The following is a 24,270-nucleotide window of genomic DNA, read 5'->3' on the forward strand; positions in this document are numbered from 1 at the left end:
TATTACCAACTAACGCCCGGCGATGGCGGCTTCGACGAGGGATGGGGTGAGGATTTGCGGCAGAATTTTGCCGGGCTGATGCGGCGGATAATAGACATAGAGCGGCACGCCATCGCGGTGGTGTGCTGCGAGATAGCGGGTGATCGTTGGGTTGCGGCTGGTCCAATCGCCTTGCATCAAAATAATGTGATGACGGGTGAAATCCGCGCGCACGGCGGCGGGTTCGAGGGCGACGCGCTCATTGACCTGGCAGGTAATGCACCAAGCGGCACTCATATCGACAAAAACCGGCGTGCCGGCCGCGCGTAGGCGGGCGAGTTGGGTGGGGGAGAAGGCGGTGGCGCCAGCGATTCCGATGCCGGTTTTCGCATGCGCAGCCGGGGTGAGCCGTGGCAGCAAAGCGATGGCGGCGATGACGGCAAGGAGCGAAAGGCCGCGCGGGAAAGCGCCGGCGAAGCGCAGCAGCCAGAGTGCAAACGCGATCAGCACCGCACCGCCAGTGACGATCAGCACGCCGGTGGCGCCGGCCTCGGCGGTGAGCACCCAGAGCAACCAGGCGGCGGTGGCAAACATCGGAAAAGCCAGGATTTGCTTGAGCACTTCCATCCAGGCGCCGGGGCGCGGCAACAGCCGGGCGAAACCGGGGATCAGGCCGAGTGCCAGAAACGGCAGGGCGATGCCCAGCCCAAGGGCGGCAAAAATCGCGAGGCCGGCGAGGATGGGGGCGGCCAGGGCCGCAGCAATGGCACCGCCCATAAACGGTGCGGTGCAGGGGGTGGCGACGATGACCGCGAGCAGGCCGGTGGCAAAACTGCCGAGCATGCCGCCGCGCGCAGCCAGCCCAGAGCCGAGCTGCTCAAGGCCGGTGACTTCGAACATGCCTGCGAAATTCAGCCCGATGACGAGGACCAGCCAGATCATTGCGGCGATGAAAATGGGTGATTGGAACTGAAAGCCCCAGCCCAAAGCGGCGCCGCCGGCGCGCAACGCGATCAGTGTGGTGCCGAGCGCCATCATGGCAAACACCGCACCTGCGCTATAGGCGAGCGAATCGCGCCGCGCCTGCGGGCGGTTATTTTCGCCCAGCCTCGCGACGGCGAGGGCTTTGATGGCCAGCACCGGAAACACGCAAGGCATCAGATTGAGGATCAATCCGCCGAGCAAGGCGCCGGCGATCCAGATGATCAGCGGCACGCTCTGGGCCGTTGGCAGGGCGGCAGCGGCGACCCGCGCGGCGCGGATGCTCAGCGCTTGGGTTTGGCCGCTCGGATCGGTGATTTCGACCACGCCGGTCAGCGGGCCAGCAGAGGCATGGGGGGCGAGATGCAGCATCAGGCTGAATTGATGGTCGCCGACATGCAGGGGCTGGGGCGCTGCATTGGCGATGGCGGCGGCGTGGTCCGGATAAAAATGGGCCTGGGCGATGGCTTGGCGGGTCAGGCCGGGGCCGGTGAGGGTGAGCAAGCCGTTTGCCGCAATGGTCGCGTGAAAGGGCGAGGGGCGTGGCGTTTTGGCAGCGGCCTCGGTGAACAAGGCGGCTTCCTGGGAGGGCGCGGCGGGGCCAGTGGTGACCGGCAGGTTCAGGGTGAAGCGGCCATGTTCGGGGACGCAGATTTTCGGATTACAAACCAGCCAATCAATCTGGGCGGTGATCGGCAGGCTCGGCGCATTAGCGGCGGCGGGCAGGGTCAGGGTGAAGGGCAGCAGCACCGTGCCGGTTTCCACATAATCACCAACGCCGCTGGCGACCAGCCAGGCGGGGGCGGGGAAGGTGAATGGGCTGGCGGTGGCGCCCGCTGGGCTTTTGAGGGTGAGGCTGGGTGCCTCGCCGGCATCGCCCGGATCGGACCAGTAAATATGCCAGTCCGGCGCAAGGCGGAACAGCAGGCCAAGCTGGATGGTGCGACCTGAGGCGGCTTGGGTGGCCGAGACGATCGAGACTTGATCGCGGCTGGTGGCGATCACGTTGCTATGCGCGGCCCAGGCGCTGGGGGCCAGCAGCGTCAAAAGCAACAGGGCATTGATGCTGCGGCGCAGCCAGACAGAGCAAAAGGACATAATCTGTTTATCGCATAAAGCGCGGATCGATGCTAACCGCCCGGCGATGGATATTTTTTCGAGCCTTGATCCGCGGATCGCCACGCTGCCGGTGCGTGCGGTGCTGGCTGATTTATGCGCTGGCCTGCGTGAGCGGCCCAATGCCGTGCTGGTCGCGCCACCCGGCGCGGGAAAAACCACGCTCGCGCCGTTGGTGCTGCACGGCGAGCCATGGGTGGCGGATCAGCGAATTATTATGCTGGAGCCGCGCCGCTTGGCGGCCCGTGCGGCGGCGCAGCGCATGGCCGCGTTGTGCGGTGAGGCGCCGGGCGGCTTGATCGGCTATTCAACGCGATTGGAACGGGTGGTGTCGGCGCGCACGCGCATCGAAATTATCACCGAGGGCTTGTTGACGGCGCGCCTGCTCGATGATCCGGGCTTGGATTGTGTGGCCTGCGTGATATTTGATGAAATTCACGAGCGCAGCTTGGAGGCCGATACGGCGCTGGCGCTGGTGTTGGATTTGCAGCGGCAATTGCGCCCGGATTTGCGGATTTTGGCGATGTCCGCCACCGCCGACACGCCCCGGCTGGCGGCGCTGTTGGCGGCCAATGTGATCACCAGCGATGGGTTCTCCCATCCGGTTGAATTGATCCATGAGCCGCGTGACTTGCTGGCGCTGCGCGATTTGCCCGGTGCGATGGCGCGGGCGGTGCGCGGGGCGCTCAGCCTGTATGCGGGGGATATTTTGGCGTTTTTACCGGGTGTTGGTGAAATCCGGCGCACTCAGGAGCAATTGGCCGGGATTTCGGCTGAGATTGTGCCGCTCTATGGGGATTTGCCAGCCGAGCAGCAAGCGCGGGTGCTGACGCCGGGGCCGGGACGGCGGGTTATTTTGGCGACCAGCATCGCCGAGACATCACTCACCTTGCCGGGTGTGCGTGTGGTGATCGATGGTGGGTATCGGCGCGCGCCGGAATTTGATCCAGGCTCCGCCTTGACGCGATTGGTCACGCGCCGGATCAGCCGGGCGGCGGCGCAGCAACGCGCCGGGCGCGCCGGGCGCGAGGCACCGGGGGTGGCGATCAGGCTTTGGTCGGCTTCGTTGCAGCGCGGCTTGGCGGAGTTTGACCGGCCAGAAATTCTTGATGCTGAATTATCGCGATTGGTGTTGGTTTGCGCGGCTTGGGGCACGGCGCCGGAAGAGCTTGCGTTCATCGATCCACCACCGCAGGGCGCGCTGACAGCTTCGCGCGATTTGCTGACGGAATTGGGTGCGCTGCAGGGTGCGACCATCACCAATTTGGGACGGCGCATGGCTGCTTTGGGCGCCGCACCGCGCTTGGCGGCGATGATGCTGGCGGCCAGCACCGAGGGCGAGCGGGCTTTGGCGGCGGAGCTTGCGGCATTGTTAGAGGAGCGCGATCCGCTGCGTCATGAACCATCAGCTGATATTGCGCTGAGATTGGAGGCGTTGCGCGAGCGCGGGGCGGGTGATGGCGCGATTGTCGCGCTGATCCGCCAGGCAGCTTCGCGGTATCGCGCGCGGTTGGGCTTGCGCCGGGATGCGGTGGCCGAGGGCGATCCGGCAGGGTTGATTGCGGTGGCGTTCCCTGATCGGGTCGCAGCGCGGCGCGGGGAGCCAGGGCGGTTTCGGCTGGCTGGGGGTGGTGGTGCGGCGTTAGAGCCGGATGATCGGCTGGCACGCGCGCCTTTGCTCGCGATTGCCGCAATGGGCGGGCGGGGAGCTGCGAAAATCAGCCTCGCAGCACCGATTGATCCTGAGAATTTGCCCATAATTTTGCAAGAGCGTTTAACCCGCACGCGCGAGACCGCTGTGGATCCGGTCGCGGGCACGGTGCTGACCCGTGAGCGGGTGCGGCTCGGTGCGCTCGTGCTCGCGGATCGGGCGGAACGCGCCAGTGCGGCAGAGACCGAGGCGGCGTTGCGCGCCGCGATTTTGGCCAAGCCAGAGCGGCTCACCTGGTCTGAGCCGGTGGCGCAGTTGCAAGCCCGCATCGCGTTATTGCGCGCGATCGCGCCGGATCGCTGGCCTGATTATACCATGGCGACACTGCATGCGACGCTGGATGAGTGGCTATGCCCGCATATTGCCGGGCTGCGCAGCCTGCGCGACGTCGCTGCGCTGGATTTGGCCAAGATTTTGCATGATCGGTTGGATTATCCGCAGCAACGTGATTTGGCTTCATTGCTGCCCGAGCGGATGGCGTTGCCCGGCGGTGCGGTGATGATTGATTATACGGCATCGGTTCCACTTTTGGCAGCGCGGGCGCAGTTTTTTTACGGGTTGGCGGCAATGCCGTTGTTAGCGGGCGGCAAAATCCCGCTGCAATGCGCGCTGCTCTCGCCCGCCGGCCGGCCGATTGCGGTGACAGGGGATTTGGCGGCATTTTGGCGGGCGGGCTGGCTTGATGCGCGCAAAGATATGCGGGGGCGATATCCTAAGCATGATTGGCCGGAACAGCCGTGGCTGGCCGCGCCGCGCCGGCGCCCGTCAGGTCATTAGCACCGCGACGTGACCTTTTTCGCCGGCATAGCCGAGATAAATGTAGGACCGCTGATGGGTGGCGCAGAATTCCTGGAATGCTTTATATTCATGCTGACGCCAGCCGGGATAATTGAAATATTCATCAAAAACGATAACAGTGCCTGGCTTGATCCGATCCGCTAGAAGATCGAATATCGTTTTTGTGGAGGAATAAATATCGCAATCGACATGCAGCAACGCCACAGTCTCATCGGTGCTGGCGAGAAAGGAGGGCAGGGTTGCATCGAACCAGCCGACATGCAGTTTGACGTTAGAAGGGGTTTTCGGCAATTGCCCGCGCCGGTCAAAGGCGCCGCGCGCTTCGGCGGTGCCAGCCCAATCTTCTGGCAGGCCCTCGAACGAATCAAAACCATGCACCACGCGTTGGCTAGGTTGGCCCTGCAGGGCTTGTGCGAGGCAGGCGATTGACAGGCCTTTTTCCACGCCGAATTCGAGCACCAACCCTTGCGCGGGCGCGCGGCTCAACGCAAAGCGCAGCAAATCGAACCGGTCGCGGCGCATCATCGCGGCTTGCATATGCTCAACAATATAGGACACGGCTTCACGCTTGGCGTGTAACCGGACGTCAAAGGCGAGATCGTTCAGATACCATGAATGCAGGATTTTCCGGTAGGCCCGGCCTAGTAATCCGGCGCGCCAGCCGCGCGATAAAATGGCCATGAATAACGCCTCGTTATAGCGGTTTGGGCACGCCGGCAGTGGCGAGCGCTTCGGCTTGTTGGTGTTCCAGAGCGACCGGATCGAAATGGCCGATGCTTTCGTGAAACAACTGATGCCAGTTCAGCTCGGCGCGCAGACGCAGAAACACGCTGCCCAAGCCGATGGCGGAGCGATCCATCAGCACGAATTCGCGCGGCGGCTTCACCCCGCCAGTGCGTTTCAGGCCGGCATGAACCTGCTCGGCCACGCTGCGGCCATAGGTGACATCGTTGGTTTCCTGGATCGAGCGGACCCGGTCTTGCATCAGCGGTTCATAGAGAAACCGCGCCCATTGGTTCAGCACATCGAGTTTTTCCTTGGTGATGTCCGAGAAGCCCCAAACCGTGTAGGCGTGGTGGGCGCGGTCATCATCGTTGGTGCGGATCGCTTCGAAGAGTTCGATCACGCCGGCAACGAAGGGCGCGCCGAACACCCGGATTGAGCCGAAATCGAGCAGATTGATCCCGCCCTGCGGATTGACCTGGTAATTGCCCAAATGCGGATCGCCATGGATCACGCCATAACGGTAGAATGGCACATACCAAGCGCGGAACAGCGCACGGGCAACCCGGTTGCGCGCCTCTTGATCGGGGTTGGAATCGAGGAATTTCTGCATCCCGATGCCTTCGAGCCAGGACATGGTGAGCAGGCGCTTGGTGGAAAACGCCTCGACCGGGGTTGGCACCACGATGTCGGGCTGGCCGGTGAGCATCAGCGTATAAAGCCGCGCTTGCGCGGCCTCGCGCTGATAATCGAGCTCTTCGCGCAGCCGCGAGACCAGTTCGAGGTAGATATCATCCTGGTGGATCGCGTTATCCATGCGCGCATAGACCGCCATCGCCAGTTTGAGTTGGCGCAAATCGGCCTCAACGGTGCTGGCCATATCGGGATATTGCAGTTTGCACGCCACATCGGTGCCATCGGGCAGGCGGGCGCGATGCACTTGGCCGAGGCTCGCGGCGGCGGCGGCTTCATGGCTGAAGCTGGCGAATTTGGCCTCCCAGCCATTGCCCAATTCGGCGGTCATCCGGCGGCGCACGAACGCCCAACCCATCGCCGGGGCGTTGGCCTGGAGCTGGGCAAGCTCGCTGGCATATTCCTCGGGCAAGGCATCCGGGATTGTGCTCAGAATTTGCGCGACTTTCATCATCGGGCCTTTCAGCCCGCCCAGAATCGCTTTCAAATCCTCGGCATGGCGCGCCCGGTCGCCGCGAATGCCGAACATGCGCTCGCCGGCCATGCGCGCGGCGATGCCCGAAACCGCCCCGGAGGTGCGGGCAAACCGCTTGATTTCACCAAAAATCGTGCCGCCTTCGTCGCGTCCGTCGGTCATGATTAGCCTTCCAACTCATCGATCATCGCTGCAATTAATCCCAATCCGCGCTGCCAGAAGGAAGGGTCCGCCGGATCGACCCCGAATGGTTCGAGCAATTGCCGATAGGGGCGGGTGCCACCCGCGCGCAGCAGGTTGAGATACGCTTCTCTGAAATGATCCGTGCGCCCGCAAGTGCAAGCCTCACGATAAAGCTGGACCAGAGTATTGACCAGACAATCGCCGAACGCATAGGCGTAAACATAGAAGGGCGTGTGCACCATATGCGGCACATAGGCCCAGAACAGCTTGAAATCGTCGGAAAATTCGAAAGCCGGGCCAAGGCTGGCGCGCTGCACGTCAAGCCAGATCTCGTTGATCCGCGTGACCGATAATTCGCCCGCCGCGCGCTCGGCATGCACGCGCTGCTCGAATTGCAAAAACGCAATCTGGCGCACCACCGTGTTCAGCATGTCCTCAACCTTGCGCGCGCGCAGCAAAAACCGCCGTTGCGGGTCGGTTTCGGCGGCGAGCAGCGCGTCAAACACCAATTTCTCGCCGAACATGCTGGCGGTCTCAGCGAGGGTGAGCGGGGTTGCCGCCATCAAATGGCCATGCGGGGCGGCGAGCACCTGATGGATCCCGTGGCCCAGCTCATGGGCCAGCGTCATCACATCACGCGGGCGGCCTTGATAATTCAACGCGATGTAAGGATGGGCATCCGGCACGGTGGGATGGGCGAAGGCACCGGCGGATTTGCCGGCCCGTGGCGCGGCATCGATCCACGGTTTGGTGAAAAATTGCGCGGCAATTGCGCCCATTTCCGGGCTGAATTGCTGATAGGCACCCTGCACCAAGGCGGTGGCTTCGGCCCAGGGGATCGGCCGGGTTTGATCGCCGGGCAGCGGGGCGTTGCGGTCCCAATGGGCGAGTTTCGGATAGCCCAGCCAGCGCGCTTTTAGCCGATAATAGCGATGCGACAGGGTTGGATAGGCCTCGGTCACCGCTGTGGTCAGGGCGGTGATCACGCGATCATCGACCCGGTTGGCGCGGTTGCGCGCAGCAATCGGGCTGGGATAACGCCGCCAGCGATCATTGATCTCTTTGTCTTTGGCGATGGTGTTGAGGATGAGCGCGAGCACCGGCGCTTCGCGCTCAAGGGCCGCGCCAATCGCCCGCGCCGCGATGCCGCGCATCGCCCGATCTGGATCGGAAAGCCGGTCCAGCGCCGCTGTCAGCGTAAGTTCGCTGCCGCCAATGGCGATGCGCAGCCGCGCCATCACCTCATCGAACAGCCGCGCCCAGGCGGCATGGCCAGTGACATCTTTGTCATGCAGGAGCTGTTCCAGATCATCGTTGAGCAAATGGGGCCGGAAGCTGCGCAAATCGGTCAGGAACGGCGCCCAGCGCGCTAAGGCCGGATCGGTCAGATGGGCATCCAGAGCGCGATCATCGAGCCGGGTCAGCTCAAGGGCGAAAAACACCAGATCGCGGCCAATCGCGGTCACGCGCTCGGTGATGGTTTGCATGAAGCTGCCGGTGTCAGGGTCGGTTTGATCGGCGCTGAAGCGAAGTTGAGCGTAAGCGTGCAAGCGGGCCAGACCGGTTTCGATGGTTTGATAGCGATCAATCGCGCCGGCGAGGGCGGGCGCGCCCTGGGACGCGAGTTGACCTTGCAGATCGGCGCGAAATTGCTGGGCGGCGGCGGCGAGGCGGGCGAAATCAGCGTCAATCGCCGGATCGGTCGGCCCCTGATAGAGATCGCGCAAATCCCAGGCGGGCAGCTTGGTGCCAGCGTGATCAGCGCGCACCGGATCGGGCGCGTAAGGGGGGGCGAAACGCATCGCTGCTCCATGCCCGATCCCGCTGTCGCACGCTAGAGACGGTGTGAAACAGGCTGGCGGAAATGCTGGGTTCGCCGTATGGGCGGGGCGATGAATTACCGTCACGAATTTCATGCGGGCAATCAGGCCGATTGCGTCAAGCACGCGCTGTTTGTGGCGCTGTTGCGCGGCCTGCAGCGTAAGGCCAAGCCGTTGATGGTTCTCGATACCCATGCCGGTTTGGGGGCGTATGATTTGCGCTCACCGGCAGCCCAGCGGACGCTGGAAGCGCAGAGCGGCATTATCCGGCTGCGCGCACAGGCCCCACCGGCGCTGGCTGATTATTTGAGCCTAGTCGGGGCGACGGATTCATACCCCGGTTCGCCGTCACTGGCGCAGGCGCTGCTGCGGCCCGATGATCGGTTGGTATTGTGCGAATTGCACCCAGAGGATGGCGCGGCGTTGCGGCGGCGCTATCGTGATGATCCGCGCGTGCATGTGCATATTCGCGATGGCTATGCGGCGCTGAAAGCGTTGTTGCCGCCACCCGAGCGGCGGGCTTTGGTGCTGATCGACCCGCCTTTTGAGCAAACCGATGAATTTGCCACCCTGGCAACCGCCTTGGCGCGCGCGCAGGCCCGGTTTCGCTCTGGCGTCTATGCGGCGTGGTATCCGCTGAAATCACGCGCACCGGTGCGCGATTTTCATGCCACGCTCCAAGCCATGGGGGTTACTGACGTGATCGATTGCCTGCTCGCCTGGCGCACCCCCACCGATCCGGCCCGGCTGAATGGCTGCGGCTTGGTGGTGGTTAACCCGCCATTTCGCTTCGCCGAGGAGGCGCAGACGCTCTTGGACGCGCTGCTCAGTGCCTTTGCCGAGGCGGGTGCGTTTGGCGCGGTGACGCGGGTGACCGATGAGTAACGCCCGGATCGCGGTGCTGGGCACCGGCGCGTGGGGCACGGCGCTCGCTATTGTGCTTGGCCAGGCAGCGCAGGGGCGTGGCGAGGCGGTGGCGCTGGTCGCGCGCGATGGGAAGCGGGCGGCGGCGCTGGAGGCGAGCCGGGTTAGTCAGCACTTGCCGGGGGTGATGATCCCGCCGTTTGTGCAGATTCGCGATCAGGTGCCCGCTCAGGCGGATATTGTGCTGTTGGCCTGCCCGCTGCAGCATGTGCGGGCGAGCTTGGCGCGGCTGCCGCCCAATGATGCGGGGCTGGTGCTCTGCTGCAAAGGGGTGGAAACCGGCACCCAGCTTTTGGGGCCGGAAATTATCGTATCAGAAGCGCCCCGGCGCCGGGTTGCGGTGCTGACCGGGCCGAATTTCGCCCATGAAATCGCCCATCAGCTCCCTGCGGCGGCGGTGCTGGCCACCAGCGATGGCGCGTGGCGCGCGGCGCTGCTCAGCCGGCTCGCCACCCCGCGGCTGCGGCTTTATGGCAGTGCCGATCCGATTGGTTGCGCGTTGGGGGGCGCTGCCAAAAACGTGATCGCGATTGCCGCCGGTGCGGTGATCGGGGCGGGCTTAGGTGAAAATGCCCGCGCCGGGCTGATTACCCGCGGGCTGGCGGAAATCAGCCGCTTGGCGCCCGCCCTGGGCGGTAGTGCGGAGACAATTGCCGGTTTGGCTGGGCTGGGTGATTTGATCCTGACCGCCACTGGCGGGTCGAGCCGCAATTATCGCACTGGGCTGGCGCTGGGGCAGGGGATTGTGCCGCAACTGGGCGCGGCGGTGGTGGAAGGCGTCGCAACCGCCCCGGCGCTGCTGGCCCGGGCGCGGCGCTACGGGATCGAGATGCCGATTACCGAGGCGGTGAGTGATTTGCTGGCCGGGGTGATTGATGTGCCCGCCGCGATGACGCGCCTGCTCAGCCGTAGCCAGCGCGATGAAATCTGACCAATCACGCGGCGCGATCTTGTATTATCCGGCGCCGCATGATCCAAAAACGACCCCAATAGGAGCAAGATCATGAAGACACGGGCAGCGATTGCGTGGAAAGCGGGTGCCAAGCTGGAATTGGGCACCGTCACGTTGGATGGCCCGAAGGCGGGCGAAGTGCTGGTGGAAATCAAAGCCACCGGCATTTGTCATACCGATGAATATACCCTGTCCGGCGCGGACCCGGAGGGGTTATTTCCGGCGATTCTTGGGCATGAGGGCGCGGGCATCGTTGTTGATGTTGGCCCCGGCGTGACCACGCTGAAAAAGGGCGATCACGTAATTCCGCTCTACACGCCGGAATGTCGGCAATGTAAATCCTGCCTGTCGCGCAAGACCAATCTATGCACCGCGATTCGCACCACCCAGGGCAAAGGCGTGATGCCCGATGGCACCAGCCGGTTCTCCTGCGATGGTGAGCCGGTGATGCATTATATGGGCTGCTCGACCTTCGCGAATTTCACCGTGCTGCCAGAGATTGCGTTGGCTAAGGTGCGCGAGGACGCGCCGTTCGACAAGATTTGCTATATTGGCTGCGGGGTTACCACCGGCATCGGTGCTGTGATCAACACCGCCAATGTCCGGCCCGGTGATAATGTGGTGGTGTTTGGGCTGGGCGGCATCGGGTTGAATGTGGTGCAGGGGGCGCGGCTGGCCGGGGCCAACATGATCATTGGGGTTGATTTGAATCCGGGCCGTAAGCCGATGGCGGAAAAATTCGGCATGACCCATTTCGTCAATCCGGCGGAAATTGGCGATGATTTGGTGCCCTATTTGGTGAACTTGACCGATGGGGGTGCGGATTTCAGCTTCGAGTGCATCGGCAATGTCAAAGTGATGCGCCAAGCGCTGGAATGTTGCCATCGCGGCTGGGGCACCTCGATCATTATCGGCGTTGCCGGGGCGGGTCAGGAAATTTCCACCCGGCCGTTTCAACTGGTGACCGGGCGCAACTGGCGCGGTACCGCCTTTGGTGGCGCGCGCGGGCGTACCGATGTGCCGAAAATTGTCGATTGGTACATGGAGAAGAAAATCAATATCGATGATCTGATCACCCATGTGCTGCCGTTCGAGCAGATTAATGAAGGGTTCGAGCTGATGCGGCGTGGCGAGAGTATTCGCAGCGTGGTGGTGTATTAGATCGATATTGGCTTTGGTCTGACCAACAGATTCGGCCTAAACTCATCGTCAGAAAGCAACTCTAACGGTTGAACGGCGAAACCCCGGCCTGCGCCATCGCCGCCCAGGCGGTGGGTGCCAGGGCGGGGACGCGGTAATAATCGAATTGTTCGGCGCTGCGATCCGGCCCAATCGTCAGGCCGGTTGCAAGCTTGGGCGTGCTGGTCGCCAGCACATAGGCCCCGTCTGATTGATGCGCGGCGATGGTTGCGGCGAAGCGCGCGGCAAGGGCCGGGGCGCCGATCCGCTGCAGGGCGAGGGCGGCAAAGCCGGTGCCTTCCATCCAGATGCCCTGGCTTGCTTCGGAAAAGCCGATACCGGCGGGATTGCTGCGTGGCCAACCGAGGCGCGCCAGCGCCTGTTGTGCGGTGGCGGCACCGGCCAGCCCGGCCAGCACCGGCCATAGATTGGCATCCGCCGCGATCATCGGATTGATCGCGCCGCTGGGCGTGAGGCCGGCATTGAACAGGTGGGTTTTCGCATCCTGCATCCGGCGCACGAAATGGCGCGCATGGGCGGCGGCGGCGGGCTGATCGAGCGCGGCGAACGCCACGGCGAGATCGAGATTTTGCTCGGTGCTCACCCAGCCCAGCTTTTGCGGGTGCGGTGGAAAGCCAAACACCCCGCCGCGAAAGCCAGCCTGGTCGCGCAGCGTGCTGGTGATCCAGTTGGCGGCGCGCTGTGCGGCGTGCCGATAGTGGGCGGCGTTGAAGCCGGCTTTGATCAAATGCGTCCAGAGCAAAATCGCCCAGGCGATTGGCCCGGCTTCGGCGCCGACTTGATACGGGTCTTCGACCCATTGGTTGAGGCGCGCATCCCACCAGCCGGGCAGGGCCACCGGTACCGTCATCGCCCCGGCGCGATAGGCGTTGCGCAACCGCCCATCATGATAATCGGGATCGTGGTTTTGGGCGCGCACCAGCGCATCAGCGATGCGCGTGGCGTGAAAACCATGCCCGGTGCCAAGCAGTGCCAGCCCAGCCAAGGCGTTGTCATACAGATAAGCGGTGTGGCGATTGGCAGTGGCAAAGCGTGCGGGGCTGCCGGTCAGATCCGGGTAGCTCGCCAGCAAAGCCGGGCCTGCGGGAAGTGCGTTCAGCCGGGCCAGGATCGGCGCGATGAACCGATCCGCCAGGGGCTTGGGTGAAGCGCCGCGCGCGCTGACCGGCAGGAGCGCAAGCCGGGGCAGGAGCGCAAGCCCGGTCAGCAGCGCGCGGCGGCGGATCATTTCAACCGCGTTGCATCAGCCCAATATGTCGGCCAGCGCCTCGGCGGTGCGGCCATTGGCGATGGTGGCGGCGCGCCGATCATAATGCACGCCATTCACCCGGGCGAAGGCGTGCTGCACCGCCGGATAGACATAGCATTCGATCAATTCATTATCCTCGGCGCCATCGAGCACGGCTTCGCGAACCTCTTCATTCGCGAACTCGTCCTCTTCGGCCATGTGCATCAGCAGCGGGGCTTGGATTGCACCGAACTCAGGCACCAATTTATCGAGCATCACCCCGTAATAGGAGATGTTCAAATCGGCATCCGAGCGGGTAGCCATCATCACTGCGAGGCGACCGCCGAGGCAAAATCCAACCGTGGCGACGCGGCCATTGCAGCCGGGCAGGGCGCGGGCGATGGCAAGGGTGGTCTTCAAATCCTCAACGCCCTTATCCTGGTCAAAGCCGTTCATCAGGGCGAACGCCTTGGTCCATTCGGCTTCGGTTTTGTCGGTCAAATCAACGCCGGGCTCCTGGCGCCAGAACAAATCGGGCGCCACCGCGATATAGCCCATTTCGGCAATTTCCTGGCAGGTGGCACGCAGCGCGTCATTCACCCCGAAAATTTCCTGGATGACCACCACCGCGCCGGTCGGCTTGGTGGATGGGGTAACGGTGTAGGCTTTGAACGTGCCGGTGCCATCGGCGGCTTTGATTTCAATGCTGCCGGTTACGGTGGTTATCGGGTCTGCCATGGGACTATCCTTTTGGAACGGGTTATTGCGCCGTCGGGAGCGACGGCCACGGACTTACAGATAGTGTTCTTCCGGCGGAGCAAAACCGTTGAACCCCTGACTTGCATAACTTGTCACATAAGCGCCGGTATCGTGGATCAACACATAGTCACCCGCCGCCAGATCGGCGGGCAGCGGACACTCGGTTTCACGATAGAGCACATCTACCCCATCGCATGACGGACCGGCCAGCACGGCGGGCTGCGGCGCGCCGGTCACGCCCGGTGCGGTGATCCGGTAGCGGATCGCCTCGGCCTCGGTCTCGGCGAGGCCGCCGAACCGGCCAATATCCAAATAAACCCAGCGGCGATGTTGATCGGTCGGGCGTGGGCAGGTCAGCACCACTTCGGACACCATCACCCCGGCATCCGCGACCAAAGCGCGGCCTGGCTCAATGATCAGTTCAGGCCAATGATTGCCAAAATTGGCGCGCAGCGCCTCGGTGATCGCCATGCCAAACGCCCCCATTGTCGGGATGTCGTCGCGATAGCGCACCGGAAAGCCGCCGCCGATATTGAGCATCGACAAATCGATGCCCCGGCTGCGTAAATCGGTGAATACCAGAGAAGCCGCACCAATGGCGTTGCAATAGGCGCCGACGCCGGTTTGCTGGCTGCCAACATGGAATGACACGCCATAGGGCACCAACCCGCGCTGCTCGGCTTCGATCAGTAATGCCACCGCCGTTGGCGCATCGGTGCCGAATTTATGCGAGAGCGGCCAATCAGCCCCTTCTTGGCTGACCGCGAGGCGGCAAAATACCCGCGCGCCGGGCGCGGCGGCGGCAATTTTTTCCAGCTCGGCACGCGAATCAAAGGCAAATAAATCAACCCCGGCGGCATGCGCCTCGGCGATGGCGGCGGCTTTTTTCACCGTGTTGCCAAAGCTGATCGCGCTCGGGGCGGCACCGGCGGCGAGGCATTGGCGCACTTCGGCGATGCTGGCCGCATCAAAGCGCGAGCCAAGATGCGTCAGCAGGTCGAGCACCGGTGCGGCGGGGTTCGCCTTCACTGCATAATAAATATGGGCCGAGGGCAGGGAGGCGCGCAACGAGGCGTAATTCTCGCGCATGCGATCCAAATCGAACACCAAAGCCGGCGTCGCGCAGGCGCGCGCGCCAGAAAATTGAGCGTCGACAAAACGGGCGAGTTTGGGGGTCATAACCCACTCCCTTCCAAATCCAGGGTCCAGCGCGTGAGGCGCTAGACGGTTGCGAAACGGTCGAACGAACCAGCGACCAACTTGAGCCGGCACAATGCCGGGAGTTGCCAGAACGCTTGACGTCGTTGCGTAACCACCCTGTCGGGAGGCAGAGGCACGTGCGTTGCTGCGTGGGGGTCACATAATCAAATCAAACCCCCCACGCAAGTGATTGTTTGCGGCACCGGGTCTGCGTTGCGGTAAAATCGTAAGGAAATGCAACCCGGACTGCCACTGCAGGCCAGATCGGGCTATTGTAACAGCCATGGAAACCATGCCGCATATTTTGATCGTCGATGATGATCGCGAAATTCGCGACCTGCTGGGCCGCTTTTTGGAGCGCGAGCGGTTTCGGGTCTCGCTGGCGCGCGATGGCCGCGAGGCGCGGCGCGCTTTCATCAATGGCCATTTTCAACTGGTGGTGCTCGATCTGATGCTACCCGGCGAATCGGGCCTTGAGCTGGCGCGCTGGCTGCGCTCAGATACCAAGGTGCCGATCATCATGCTGACCGCGATGAGCGAGGAGCCGGATCGCATTATCGGCCTCGAATTGGGTGCCGATGACTACGTTACCAAGCCGTTTAACCCGCGTGAGCTTGCGGCGCGCATCCGCGCGGTGCTGCGCCGGGTGAACGATCCCGAGCGGGGACGCGAGCCACCGGCGATGATTTATCGCTTCGGCGGCTGGGTGTTGGAAACCGCGCGCCGCCGCCTGATCAATCCCGAAGACGTGGATGTGGCCTTGACCGGCGGCGAATATGAATTGCTGCTGGCCATGCTCGAACGCCCGAACCGCGTGTTGACCCGTGACATGCTGCTCGATTTGCTGCGCGGGCGTCAGGCCGGCCCGTTTGACCGCGCCATCGATGTCGCCGTGTCGCGGCTGCGGCGCAAATTGGAGGATAATGGTCGCAACGCCCAATTGATCAAAACCGTGCGCGGGGGTGGCTATGTGCTGTCGGTGCAGGTGGAGCGCGGATGACGCAAGCAGGGCCGGGGCGCCCCGTTTGGCGCTGGCGGCCTTGGCCGGCCAGCCTCGCCGGACGCACGGCGTTGACCTTGCTGATCGGCTTTGCGCTGGTCCAGGCGATCGGGCTGGGGGTGCACACCTATAACCAGCGTATTCTCAATAATATCGAAGCGCAGCGCGAAGTCGCGACCCGCAGCGCCTTGATTTACCGGCGCATCGCCCAGGCCGCACCGGAGGATCAGCGCGCCGTGATGCGTGCCGAGCAAAAAACCGCCTGGCCACGGCGGTTACTGCTCACCCCTGAGCCGCCATTTCGTAACAGTTTCGCACTGCCCTTGCCGGCGCGCCAGATTTTGCGCGCCAGCATCATTGCTTTTCCGATGGCCAAGGATATTCGGCCCCATGGCATGACCCTGCGCGGCGCGATCAACCCACCGCGCGTGATGATCAGTTTTCACCTGCCCGATGGGTTATGGCTGACCGTCATATCCCCCTTCCGCCCAACGCCGCCCTGGCGCACGCCGGGCTTCGCCACGGCGTTCATTATTATGTTTGTGCTGGGTGCCGCGATGATCATTTGGGCGGTGCTGCGCCTCACCGCACCGGTGCGCACGCTGGCGGCGGCAGCGGAGCAATTGGGCCGCGACATTGGCAATGCGCCTTCATTGCCCGAAAGCGGCCCCTCGGAAATCGCGACGGCGGCCATTGCGTTCAACACCATGGCGGCGCGGATTCGCCGCTTCGTCGAGGACCGAACCTTCCTGCTCACCGCCATCGGCCATGATTTGCGCACCCCGATCACCCGGCTGAAATTGCGGGTGGAATTCCTGGAAGACGAGGCCGTGCGTGATAAATTCATGGCCGATCTCGATGAGCTGGAAGCCATGGTGGCGTCCACGCTGGCCTTTGGCCGCGATATTGCCGCGAGCGAGGCGATGGTGCCGGTTGATATCGCGACGTTGCTGCGCACCGCGCTCGATGAGGCTGCCGATGTTGCGACGGATGGCGCAGAGTGCGTGTCGTTCAGCGGGCCGGATCATTTGACGTTGCGCGTGCGCCCGTTATCGCTGAAGCGGGCGCTGGCCAATTTGATCGCTAATGCGATTAATTATGGGGGTGCTGCGCGCGTGAGTTTACGCCAGGCGCAGCGCGATATGGTGCGCATCGACATCGAAGATGACGGGCCGGGGATTCCCGCTGCCGAATTGGAGCGGGTGTTCGAGCCATTTCGGCGGATTGAAACCAGCCGCAACCGGCGCACCGGCGGCACCGGGCTTGGCCTTGCGATTGCGCGCAACGCGGTGCGCGCCCATGGCGGGGACATCACCCTCGCCAATCGCCCCGGCGGTGCCGGGTTGATTGCGAGTGTGTTTTTGCCCGTTTGAGGCCGGTTTGAGCGTGGTTTGAAGTTGGTTGGGGGCTAGCTGGCCTTCGCGCCGGTATCCTGGTCGTTGAAAAACTCTTTGATCACTTGCGGCTTGGCGGCTTCCTCCGCGACCAGCTCTTTTTTCGATAATTTGCCGACCAGGGTTTTGGGCAGGCTATCGCGGATTTCAATCGCTTTGGGAATTTCGATTTTATTGAGATGCGATTTCAGAAATTCCAAAATTTCCGCTTCAGTCGCCTGAGCGCCGGTGCGCAGCGTGACGAATAATTTGGGCGCCTGGCCGCGATACGAATCGGCAATCCCAATCGCGATGGCATCTTGCACCGCCGGGTGCTGATAGGCCGCTTCTTCGATCACCCGTGGATAGACATTATAGCCGCTGCACAGGATCAGATCCTTGATCCGATCCACAATGAATAAATACCCATCCGCATCCAAATACCCGATATCGCCGGTGCGCAGCGCCCCATCGATCATCGATTTTGCGGTTTCATCGGGCCGGTCGAGATAGCCCTTCATGATTTGCGGCCCGCGCACACAAATTTCGCCCTTTTCGCCCTGCGGCAAAATGCGCTCCGGCTGCTCAGGGTCGCGGATTTCGATGATGGTGCCGGGCAGTGCTGTGCCGACCGAATTACGCTTGATCCGTTCAGGCGGCGTTGCGGTGACCACCGGCGAGGCTTCGGACAGGCCATAGCCTTCCAGGATCGAACATTGCGAGAGGCGCTCGAACCGGTCGGCGGCTTCTGCCGAAATCGCCGCCCCGCCGGAGATGCAGAATTTGATGAAGGACAAATCCATGCCCGAGCCGGCCGCATTACTGATCGCGGTGAATAAAGTTGGCACGCCGGGCACGATGGTTGGGCGTTTGCGCTCAATCGCCGCCATCAGCATTTTGATATCCAGCCTTGGCATCAGCACCAGCTCAGCGCCGATGGCGACGCCGAGATTCATCACCGCGGTCATCGCAAAAACATGGAAAAACGGCAAAACCCCCATGATCCGCTCACCCCCTTCGGCCAAGGGCGGCGAGCCGGCCAGCACTTGCTGCACATTGGTGGTGATATTGCCATGGGTCAGCATCGCCGCCTTCGGCACCCCGGTGGTGCCGCCGGTGAATTGCAGGGCCGCGACATCCTCCAGCGGATTGATGGACACTGGCGCGGGTTTGCTTTGCCCGGCGATCAAATTTGCGAATCGCACATAGGTTTTGGTGGCGGGGATCGCCGCGCGCTCGCTCGATTTCAGCAGCCGGAAAGCCCATGATTTCAACATGGGCAACGCCTGCGCCATTGAGCAAACAACCACCTGATCGAGCAGCCCCTGCGCCACCAGCGCGCTGATTTTATCCTGGATCATCGGCACATCGAGCGAGACCATGATCCGCGTGCCCGCACTTTGCGCCTGCGTTGCCAACTCGCGCTCGGTGTAGAGCGGATTGAAATTCACCACCGTGCCGCCCGCCTTCAAAATGGCGTAGTACATAACGATGAAATAATGAGTGTTCGGCAAGCACAGCCCCACCCGGGTGCCTTTGACCACGCCGCGCTGCTGCAACCCGGCGGCGGCACGATCAGCCAAGGTCGCAATGTCGCTCCAGCTCCAGCCGCGCCCGAGAAAATCCACCGCCGGCCGCGCGCCAAAGCGTTGCGCCGCCTCATCGAGCATGCTGCCCGCCGCGCGTGGGTTCGCCACAAAATCAGCCGACTTCGGGGCGGTCATTGTTACTGTTGAACCCATTATTTCCTCCTTGAAACCGGGCACGGACCCGGCCACGCGACCATTATTGGGGTATAGCCATTCGGGATATTAACGTTTCATAGAGAAGACTAACGTATGGGTGATATACCAAAATGCCGATCGCGCTGCAAGCGAGCGGCCTGAAACAATACCGCCTTGGGTTGAGCGCAACAAAAACGGAGCCACAAGGCTCCGTTAACACGGAAAATCAGATTAGTTCACTGCATCGCGGGCGGCTATTGACCGAAAACGCGCCCTCGCCCCATCGCCGCGATGCGTCGACGGGGTCGTTTCGTAACCGTTTTATAATCGGTTCACATTGGTTTGAGGTTCACCGCAGCGGCTTTGCCGCGCTCCATCGCGATTTCATACGACAATTTCTGCCCCTCATTGAGGCTGCGCATGCCAGCGGCTTGCACCGCCGTGATATGCACAAAGACATCCTTGCCGCCATCCTGCGGGACAATGAAGCCAAACCCTTTGGTGGTGTTAAACCACTTAACCGTTCCAATCGCCATGGTCGCGTCGTCGCTCCTTAGACATCCCCGCCGCACGCCCGCCGCGCGGCTTGATGGGGACAACCGTGATTTGGGCATCCTGCCGGTGGACGGATCTCGCCATGCGCAACAAGGCAAGCCAAAGTCGGTTGCAATATTAATGGCGCAGAAATGTGTTCCGATGTCAACGCGTTTTGATTGCCACCGCCCTCAATCAGCGAGGGTGGGTCTAAATGCATGCCGATCCGGTTGCCTCTTCCGGTCGCGGCGAATTCGCGCCATAACAGGGGCGAGAGCAGGCGCTGCGCATCAATGACGCCGACAAAATACGGAGGACTGCACCATGACCGACACATTATTTCCAGTGAAACCCGAAATCGCCGCTCACGCCCTGGTTAATCGGGCGCGCTATGATGCCATGGCGCAACAAGCGGCCACCGACCCTGCAGGGTTTTGGGCCGGCGAGAAAAACCGGATCGATTGGATCCGCGAGCCCAAAATCATCAAAAACACCAAATTTACCGGCGATGTATCGATCAAATGGTTCGAAGACGGCATCTTGAACGCCGCCGCTAACTGCCTGGACCGGCATTTGGCCACGCGGGGTGATCAGGTGGCGATCATTTGGGAAGGCGATGATCCCAACGAGAGCAAACACGTCACATATCGCCAGCTCCATGCGGACGTCTGCCGGATGGCCAATGTGCTGAAGTCGCTCGGCGCCCAGAAGGGCGACCGGATCACCATCTATCTGCCCATGGTGGTCGAAGCCGCCGTTGCGATTCTCGCTTGCGCGCGCATCGGTGCGATCCATTCGGTGGTGTTTGGCGGGTTTTCGCCGGATAGCCTCGCCAATCGCATCCAGGATTGCGATTCCAAATTACTGATCACCGCCGATGAAGGCCGCCGAGGCGGCCGCCGGGTGCCGCTCAAAGCCAATGTCGATGCGGCGTTGAAAACCTGCCCGATGTTGCGATCGGTTGTGGTGGTCAAGGTCACTGGCGGCGATGTCGCGATGCAAGCCGGGCGCGATCATTGGTATCACGAGGCCGGTGCCAAGGTATCGGCTGACTGCCCCGCCGAGCCGATGAATGCGGAAGACCCGCTCTTCATTCTCTACACATCCGGCTCCACCGGCAAACCCAAGGGCGTGCTGCACACCACCGGCGGGTATATGGTGTGGGCCAGCTTCACCCACCAATATGTGTTCGATTATCATCCGGGTGAGATTTACTGGTGCACCGCCGATGTCGGCTGGGTCACCGGCCATAGCTATATTGTGTATGGTCCGCTCGCCAACGGCGCCACCACCTTGATGTTCGAGGGGATCCCCAATTACCCGGATAGTTCGCGCTTCTGGCAGGTGATCGACAAGCACAAGGTCAATATTTTCTACACCGCCCCCACCGCCATCCGCGCTTTGATGCGTGATGGCGAAGCGCCGGTGCGCAAAACCTCGCGCGCCTCCTTGCGCATCCTCGGCAGTGTCGGCGAGCCGATTAATCCTGAGGCCTGGCTATGGTATTACCGGGTGGTAGGCGATAGCCGTTGCCCGATTGTCGATACGTGGTGGCAAACCGAAACCGGCGGCATTCTGATCAGCCCGCTGCCCGGCGCGATCGACCAGAAACCCGGCTCCGCCACGCTGCCGCTGCCCGGCGTCAAGCCGGTGATCGTCGATGCCGAGGGTCATCCGCTGGAAGGGGCCACCGAGGGCAATTTATGCATCGCCGATAGCTGGCCGGGGCAGATGCGCACCGTGTTTGGCGATCATGAGCGCTTCATCCAGACCTATTTCTCGACCTTCAAAGGCTATTACTTCACCGGCGATGGCGCCCGGCGCGATGAGGATGGCTATTACTGGATCACCGGCCGCGTCGATGACGTGATCAATGTCTCGGGCCATCGGATGGGCACGGCGGAGGTGGAATCGGCCCTGGTCGCCAATCTGCAAGTCGCCGAGGCTGCCGTGGTGGGCTTCCCGCATGACATCAAAGGGCAGGGGATCTATGCCTATGTCACCCTCAAAGCGGGTATCGAGCCAACCGATGCGCTGAAAAAAGAGCTGATCGCCTGGGTGCGCAAGGAGATTGGCCCGATTGCCGCACCGGATGTGATCCAATGGGCGCCGGGATTGCCGAAAACCCGCTCCGGCAAAATCATGCGAAGGATTCTGCGCAAAATCGCCGCCAATGAAACCGATAGCCTGGGTGACATTTCTACCCTGGCCGATCCAACCGTGGTGACCGACTTGGTTGATACCCGGCATCGCTGAGGAGCCTGATCATGCCAACAAAATCCACCATCGAGCATCAGGCCGGCAAGGTGCATCGCGTGCTCGGTTCGGGCGGTGTCGGCTTGCATGTGCGCGAATGGGGACCGGCGGACGCACCGCCGATCCTGTTCATTCACGGCTGGTCGGCGAGCTATCTGTCGTGGCACAACCAGTTTGACTCAGCCCTGCGCGAACGCCACCGGATCGTGGCGCTCGATTTGCGCGGCCATGGATTTTCCGACAAGCCGCTCGATCCTGAGCTCTATCAAAACGGCGCGCATTGGGCGGATGATATTGCCGCCGTGATGATCGAACTGAAACTCAAGCGCCCGGTCCTGGTCGGTTGGTCCTATGGCGGCTTTGTGATCTCCGATTATCTGGCCCGCCATGGCAGCAAAAATGTCGGTGCGGTGAATTTTGTCGGTGCTGCGGTCATTTCCTCCAACCCGCCCAGCCATATCGGCGAAGCCTTTATCGATGGCGCGCTGATGGCCGCGAGCGATGATCCGGCGGTGATGATCGAAGGGGTGCGCCATGTGGTGCATTGCACCACCCATAAGCCGCTCGCCACCGCCGATACTGAACGCGCCTTGGTCTCGCTCGCGCTGACGCCGCCCGCCGTGCGGGCCTTTTTGCTGATGCGCACGCTTGATTTCACCGCTACTTTGCAAAGTCTCGATCGGCCTTGTCTGGTGACCCAAGGTGAGAATGACGCCGTGGTGCTGCCCTCAATGGCCGCTCATATCGTCGCCTCGGTGCCCCATGCCCGCCTCTCCGCTTACGCCGAGTGCGGCCACGCGCCGCAACAGGAGCATCCGGGCCGCTTTAATGACGAATTGGCGCAGCTCGTCGCGTCGCTTTAACCACGTTTGTTCACTGCAGGAGCGCAACAATGATCGCCGTTACCGTGCTATACCCCACCACCGAGGGGGCGCGTCTCGATTTGGATTATTACCGTGACCGGCACATGCTGATGGTCGCTGAGCTTTGGCGGCCCATGGGCTTGCGCAATGTGCGCGTGCTCGCCGGTAAGCCTGGTCCGGATGGCGCGCCGCCTGCCTATGCGCTGATGACGACGCTGGAGTTTGACGATCTCGCCGCCTTCGGCGCCGCCGTCAAAGCCCATGGCGCGACCTTGTTCGGCGATGTGCCGAATTTCACCTCGATCAAGCCGATCACGCAAATCAGCGAGATCATGATTTAGGCGCACGACCTTAGCGAATTTAGATAAATTTGCTTTACTTCTAAAAACTTCCGTGACTATGTGCGGTGCAGTTGGGTCAAGCGGAGCGGTGATGAATATGTCAATCCAGTGCAAGCGCGTGGTCGCCGGCGTGGTCGCGGCGATGATGATCGCAGGCAACGCCTCAGCCTGTCTGAATTCGACCAATACCAAAGCGCTCGATGTGGTGGGGCTGAAATCGGCCCTGATGGTCAGCGCCTTGGCGTGCGATCAACGCGCCGACTATAACCAATTCATGACCCGGTTTCAGCCGGCGGTGCTGCATGCCCAGCATTTGGTCGATGCGTTTTTCCGCGCGCAACATGGCCGGTTTTTTCATCGCTATGAGGATCGCTACGTCACCAACGTCGCGAATGTGCAATCTTCCGCCGGCATCAGCCAGGGTGTCGATTTCTGTAACCACAGCATTACCCTGTTCGGGCGGGTGCTCAGTTTGAAAACGACGGAGGCGATGGAAAAATTCGCCCAGCAGCAACCGGCCAGCCAGCCGAGCGTGGTGGTCACCTGCGGAATCGCCGAATCGTCTTCATTCCGGCGGTTGGCCGCGCAGGCGAAGCTGCCCTGACCCTCGCGCTCTCGCTGGCGGGCGCGCCGAATTTTCGCGCCGTCCCTGCCTACCGCGCCCAGGATGGTCGGCACCTCCGCCCGGCCTCGCTGTTTCGTTCCGGCGAATGTTCTGCTCTCACCGCAGCCGATTTTGAGCAGCTCGATGCGCTGGATATCCGGCTGATTTGCGATTTGCGGAGCGAAGATGAGCGGCGGCGCTTTCCCACCCGCTGGCACGCGCCGGTGCGCATCATCACGCTCCCCGCCGCGAGCGATCACGGCGCGGGCATGGCCTCCTTGCTCGAACGGTTGCTGGCCCAGCCCGGACCGGCAGGGGCGCGCCAAACCATGATCGATTTATATGCCGCCTTGCCGCTTCTCCTGATGCCGATCCTGCGGCAGCAGATTGGCTTGATGCTGAGCGGGTCGGGGTTGCCGAGTTTGTTGCATTGCCATGTTGGCAAAGATCGCACCGGGGTCGCGGTCGCAATGTTGCTGCAAGCGGTGGGCGTGCCGCTCGATCAGATTTTCGATGATTACCAGGAGACCAACCAGCGCTTGGATATTGACCAGATTTATGCGGCTCTGGGCCGGGCGGTCGCGCGAAAATTAGGCGCCCCGGTTGACCGGGTGACGCTTGAAACATTGGGCCGGGCGGACCCGGATTATTTGCAAGCGGCGCTCCGGGCGATTGAACAAGGATATGGCGGCTTTGGCCGGTATTGGCAGGCCTTGGGATTTACGCCCGAGCAGCGCGCCGCTTTGGCGGATTTAATGTTGGAATAAAAAAACCCGGCACAAAGCCGGGTTTTTCTTTCGTCGCCTGCCGAGCGGGGCGCATCCTTGATGCGC

At 62.3% G+C, this 24,270-nt stretch carries 20 protein-coding genes; 11 read left to right on the forward strand and 9 right to left on the reverse strand.

What is annotated here, in order from left to right; all coding sequences use genetic code 11:
• Positions 1-9: 9 nt before the first annotated feature.
• Positions 10-2,058 carry a protein-disulfide reductase DsbD family protein gene (locus ACYUCQ_RS12315; RefSeq protein WP_460254837.1) on the reverse strand — a complete coding sequence of 683 codons (2,049 nt, stop codon included), beginning with the start codon at positions 2,056-2,058 and terminating at the stop codon, positions 10-12.
• 46 nt (positions 2,059-2,104) lie between these two features.
• On the opposite strand from ACYUCQ_RS12315, the gene hrpB reads away from it, so the two are divergent.
• Positions 2,105-4,564 carry an ATP-dependent helicase HrpB gene (hrpB, locus tag ACYUCQ_RS12320; protein WP_460254838.1) on the forward strand — a complete coding sequence of 820 codons (2,460 nt, stop codon included), beginning with the start codon at positions 2,105-2,107 and terminating at the stop codon, positions 4,562-4,564.
• On the opposite strand, the gene ACYUCQ_RS12325 is transcribed toward hrpB, so the two are convergent.
• Genes ACYUCQ_RS12325 through ACYUCQ_RS12335 form a run of 3 tightly spaced genes read right to left on the reverse strand, consistent with a single transcriptional unit; the run spans position 4,553 to position 8,461 of the window.
• A complete protein-coding gene (locus ACYUCQ_RS12325) occupies positions 4,553-5,266 on the reverse strand; it encodes a class I SAM-dependent methyltransferase (RefSeq protein WP_460254839.1) in 714 nt (237 codons plus the stop codon). The two genes, hrpB and ACYUCQ_RS12325, sit on opposite strands and share 12 nt — an antisense overlap.
• A 13-nt stretch (positions 5,267-5,279) precedes the next feature.
• Complete coding sequence (locus ACYUCQ_RS12330; protein ID WP_460254840.1) at positions 5,280-6,638, reverse strand: ABC1 kinase family protein; 1,359 nt, start codon at positions 6,636-6,638, stop codon at positions 5,280-5,282.
• A gap of 2 nt (positions 6,639-6,640) precedes the next feature.
• Positions 6,641-8,461, reverse strand: a complete 1,821-nt coding sequence (locus tag ACYUCQ_RS12335) for a M3 family oligoendopeptidase (RefSeq protein WP_460254841.1) — start codon at positions 8,459-8,461, stop codon at positions 6,641-6,643.
• Positions 8,462-8,551: 90 nt separating this feature from the next.
• On the opposite strand from ACYUCQ_RS12335, the gene ACYUCQ_RS12340 reads away from it, so the two are divergent.
• The 3 genes from ACYUCQ_RS12340 (at position 8,552) to ACYUCQ_RS12350 (ending at position 11,516) form a co-directional block, all read left to right on the forward strand.
• On the forward strand, positions 8,552-9,364 hold the full coding sequence (locus tag ACYUCQ_RS12340; protein ID WP_460254842.1) for a 23S rRNA (adenine(2030)-N(6))-methyltransferase RlmJ: 813 nt from the start codon (positions 8,552-8,554) through the stop codon (positions 9,362-9,364).
• Positions 9,357-10,334, forward strand: a complete 978-nt coding sequence (locus ACYUCQ_RS12345) for an NAD(P)H-dependent glycerol-3-phosphate dehydrogenase (RefSeq protein WP_460254843.1) — start codon at positions 9,357-9,359, stop codon at positions 10,332-10,334. The genes ACYUCQ_RS12340 and ACYUCQ_RS12345 overlap by 8 nt, the downstream gene beginning before the upstream one ends.
• A 72-nt stretch (positions 10,335-10,406) precedes the next feature.
• Positions 10,407-11,516, forward strand: a complete 1,110-nt coding sequence (locus ACYUCQ_RS12350; protein ID WP_460254844.1) for an S-(hydroxymethyl)glutathione dehydrogenase/class III alcohol dehydrogenase — start codon at positions 10,407-10,409, stop codon at positions 11,514-11,516.
• A gap of 61 nt (positions 11,517-11,577) precedes the next feature.
• On the opposite strand, the gene ACYUCQ_RS12355 is transcribed toward ACYUCQ_RS12350, so the two are convergent.
• Genes ACYUCQ_RS12355 through ACYUCQ_RS12365 form a run of 3 tightly spaced genes read right to left on the reverse strand, consistent with a single transcriptional unit; the run spans position 11,578 to position 14,721 of the window.
• Positions 11,578-12,783: a hypothetical protein gene (locus ACYUCQ_RS12355; protein WP_460254845.1), complete on the reverse strand. Its 1,206-nt coding sequence runs from the start codon at positions 12,781-12,783 to the stop codon at positions 11,578-11,580.
• A 15-nt stretch (positions 12,784-12,798) separates the two neighbouring features.
• Positions 12,799-13,521: a dienelactone hydrolase family protein gene (locus ACYUCQ_RS12360; RefSeq protein WP_460254846.1), complete on the reverse strand. Its 723-nt coding sequence runs from the start codon at positions 13,519-13,521 to the stop codon at positions 12,799-12,801.
• A gap of 54 nt (positions 13,522-13,575) precedes the next feature.
• A complete protein-coding gene (locus ACYUCQ_RS12365; RefSeq protein WP_460254847.1) occupies positions 13,576-14,721 on the reverse strand; it encodes a type III PLP-dependent enzyme in 1,146 nt (381 codons plus the stop codon).
• Positions 14,722-15,025: 304 nt separating this feature from the next.
• Here ACYUCQ_RS12365 and ACYUCQ_RS12370 point away from each other — a divergent pair, with 304 nt between their 5' ends.
• The gene (locus ACYUCQ_RS12370; protein WP_460254848.1) at positions 15,026-15,742 is read left to right on the forward strand and encodes a response regulator; all 717 of its coding nucleotides are present in this window, start codon (positions 15,026-15,028) and stop codon (positions 15,740-15,742) included.
• The gene (locus ACYUCQ_RS12375) at positions 15,739-17,115 is read left to right on the forward strand and encodes an ATP-binding protein (protein WP_460254849.1); all 1,377 of its coding nucleotides are present in this window, start codon (positions 15,739-15,741) and stop codon (positions 17,113-17,115) included. Before ACYUCQ_RS12370 ends, ACYUCQ_RS12375 begins: the two co-directional genes overlap by 4 nt.
• 35 nt (positions 17,116-17,150) lie before the next feature.
• Here the strand turns inward: ACYUCQ_RS12375 and ACYUCQ_RS12380 are convergent, their stop codons facing one another.
• Positions 17,151-18,857 (reverse strand): long-chain-fatty-acid--CoA ligase, encoded by a 1,707-nt coding sequence (locus ACYUCQ_RS12380; protein ID WP_460254850.1) that lies wholly within the window; start codon positions 18,855-18,857, stop codon positions 17,151-17,153.
• Positions 18,858-19,171: 314 nt separating this feature from the next.
• Entirely contained in the window at positions 19,172-19,375 is a 204-nt protein-coding gene (locus ACYUCQ_RS12385) for a cold-shock protein (protein ID WP_460254851.1), read from the reverse strand.
• A 322-nt stretch (positions 19,376-19,697) separates the two neighbouring features.
• Here ACYUCQ_RS12385 and acs point away from each other — a divergent pair, with 322 nt between their 5' ends.
• From acs to ACYUCQ_RS12410, 5 genes are all read left to right on the forward strand, one after another.
• Positions 19,698-21,629: an acetate--CoA ligase gene (gene acs, locus ACYUCQ_RS12390; protein ID WP_460254852.1), complete on the forward strand. Its 1,932-nt coding sequence runs from the start codon at positions 19,698-19,700 to the stop codon at positions 21,627-21,629.
• An 11-nt stretch (positions 21,630-21,640) separates the two neighbouring features.
• The gene (locus tag ACYUCQ_RS12395; protein ID WP_460254853.1) at positions 21,641-22,492 is read left to right on the forward strand and encodes an alpha/beta fold hydrolase; all 852 of its coding nucleotides are present in this window, start codon (positions 21,641-21,643) and stop codon (positions 22,490-22,492) included.
• A gap of 29 nt (positions 22,493-22,521) precedes the next feature.
• The gene (locus ACYUCQ_RS12400; protein ID WP_460254854.1) at positions 22,522-22,833 is read left to right on the forward strand and encodes an EthD family reductase; all 312 of its coding nucleotides are present in this window, start codon (positions 22,522-22,524) and stop codon (positions 22,831-22,833) included.
• Between the two features lie 91 nt (positions 22,834-22,924).
• Complete coding sequence (locus ACYUCQ_RS12405; RefSeq protein ID WP_460254855.1) at positions 22,925-23,437, forward strand: hypothetical protein; 513 nt, start codon at positions 22,925-22,927, stop codon at positions 23,435-23,437.
• A 14-nt stretch (positions 23,438-23,451) separates the two neighbouring features.
• Positions 23,452-24,204, forward strand: coding sequence for a tyrosine-protein phosphatase (locus tag ACYUCQ_RS12410; protein ID WP_460254975.1), 753 nt, complete (start codon positions 23,452-23,454; stop codon positions 24,202-24,204).
• Positions 24,205-24,270 lie beyond the last annotated feature (66 nt).

It is taken from the genome of Acidiphilium sp. MT5 (assembly GCF_054767495.1).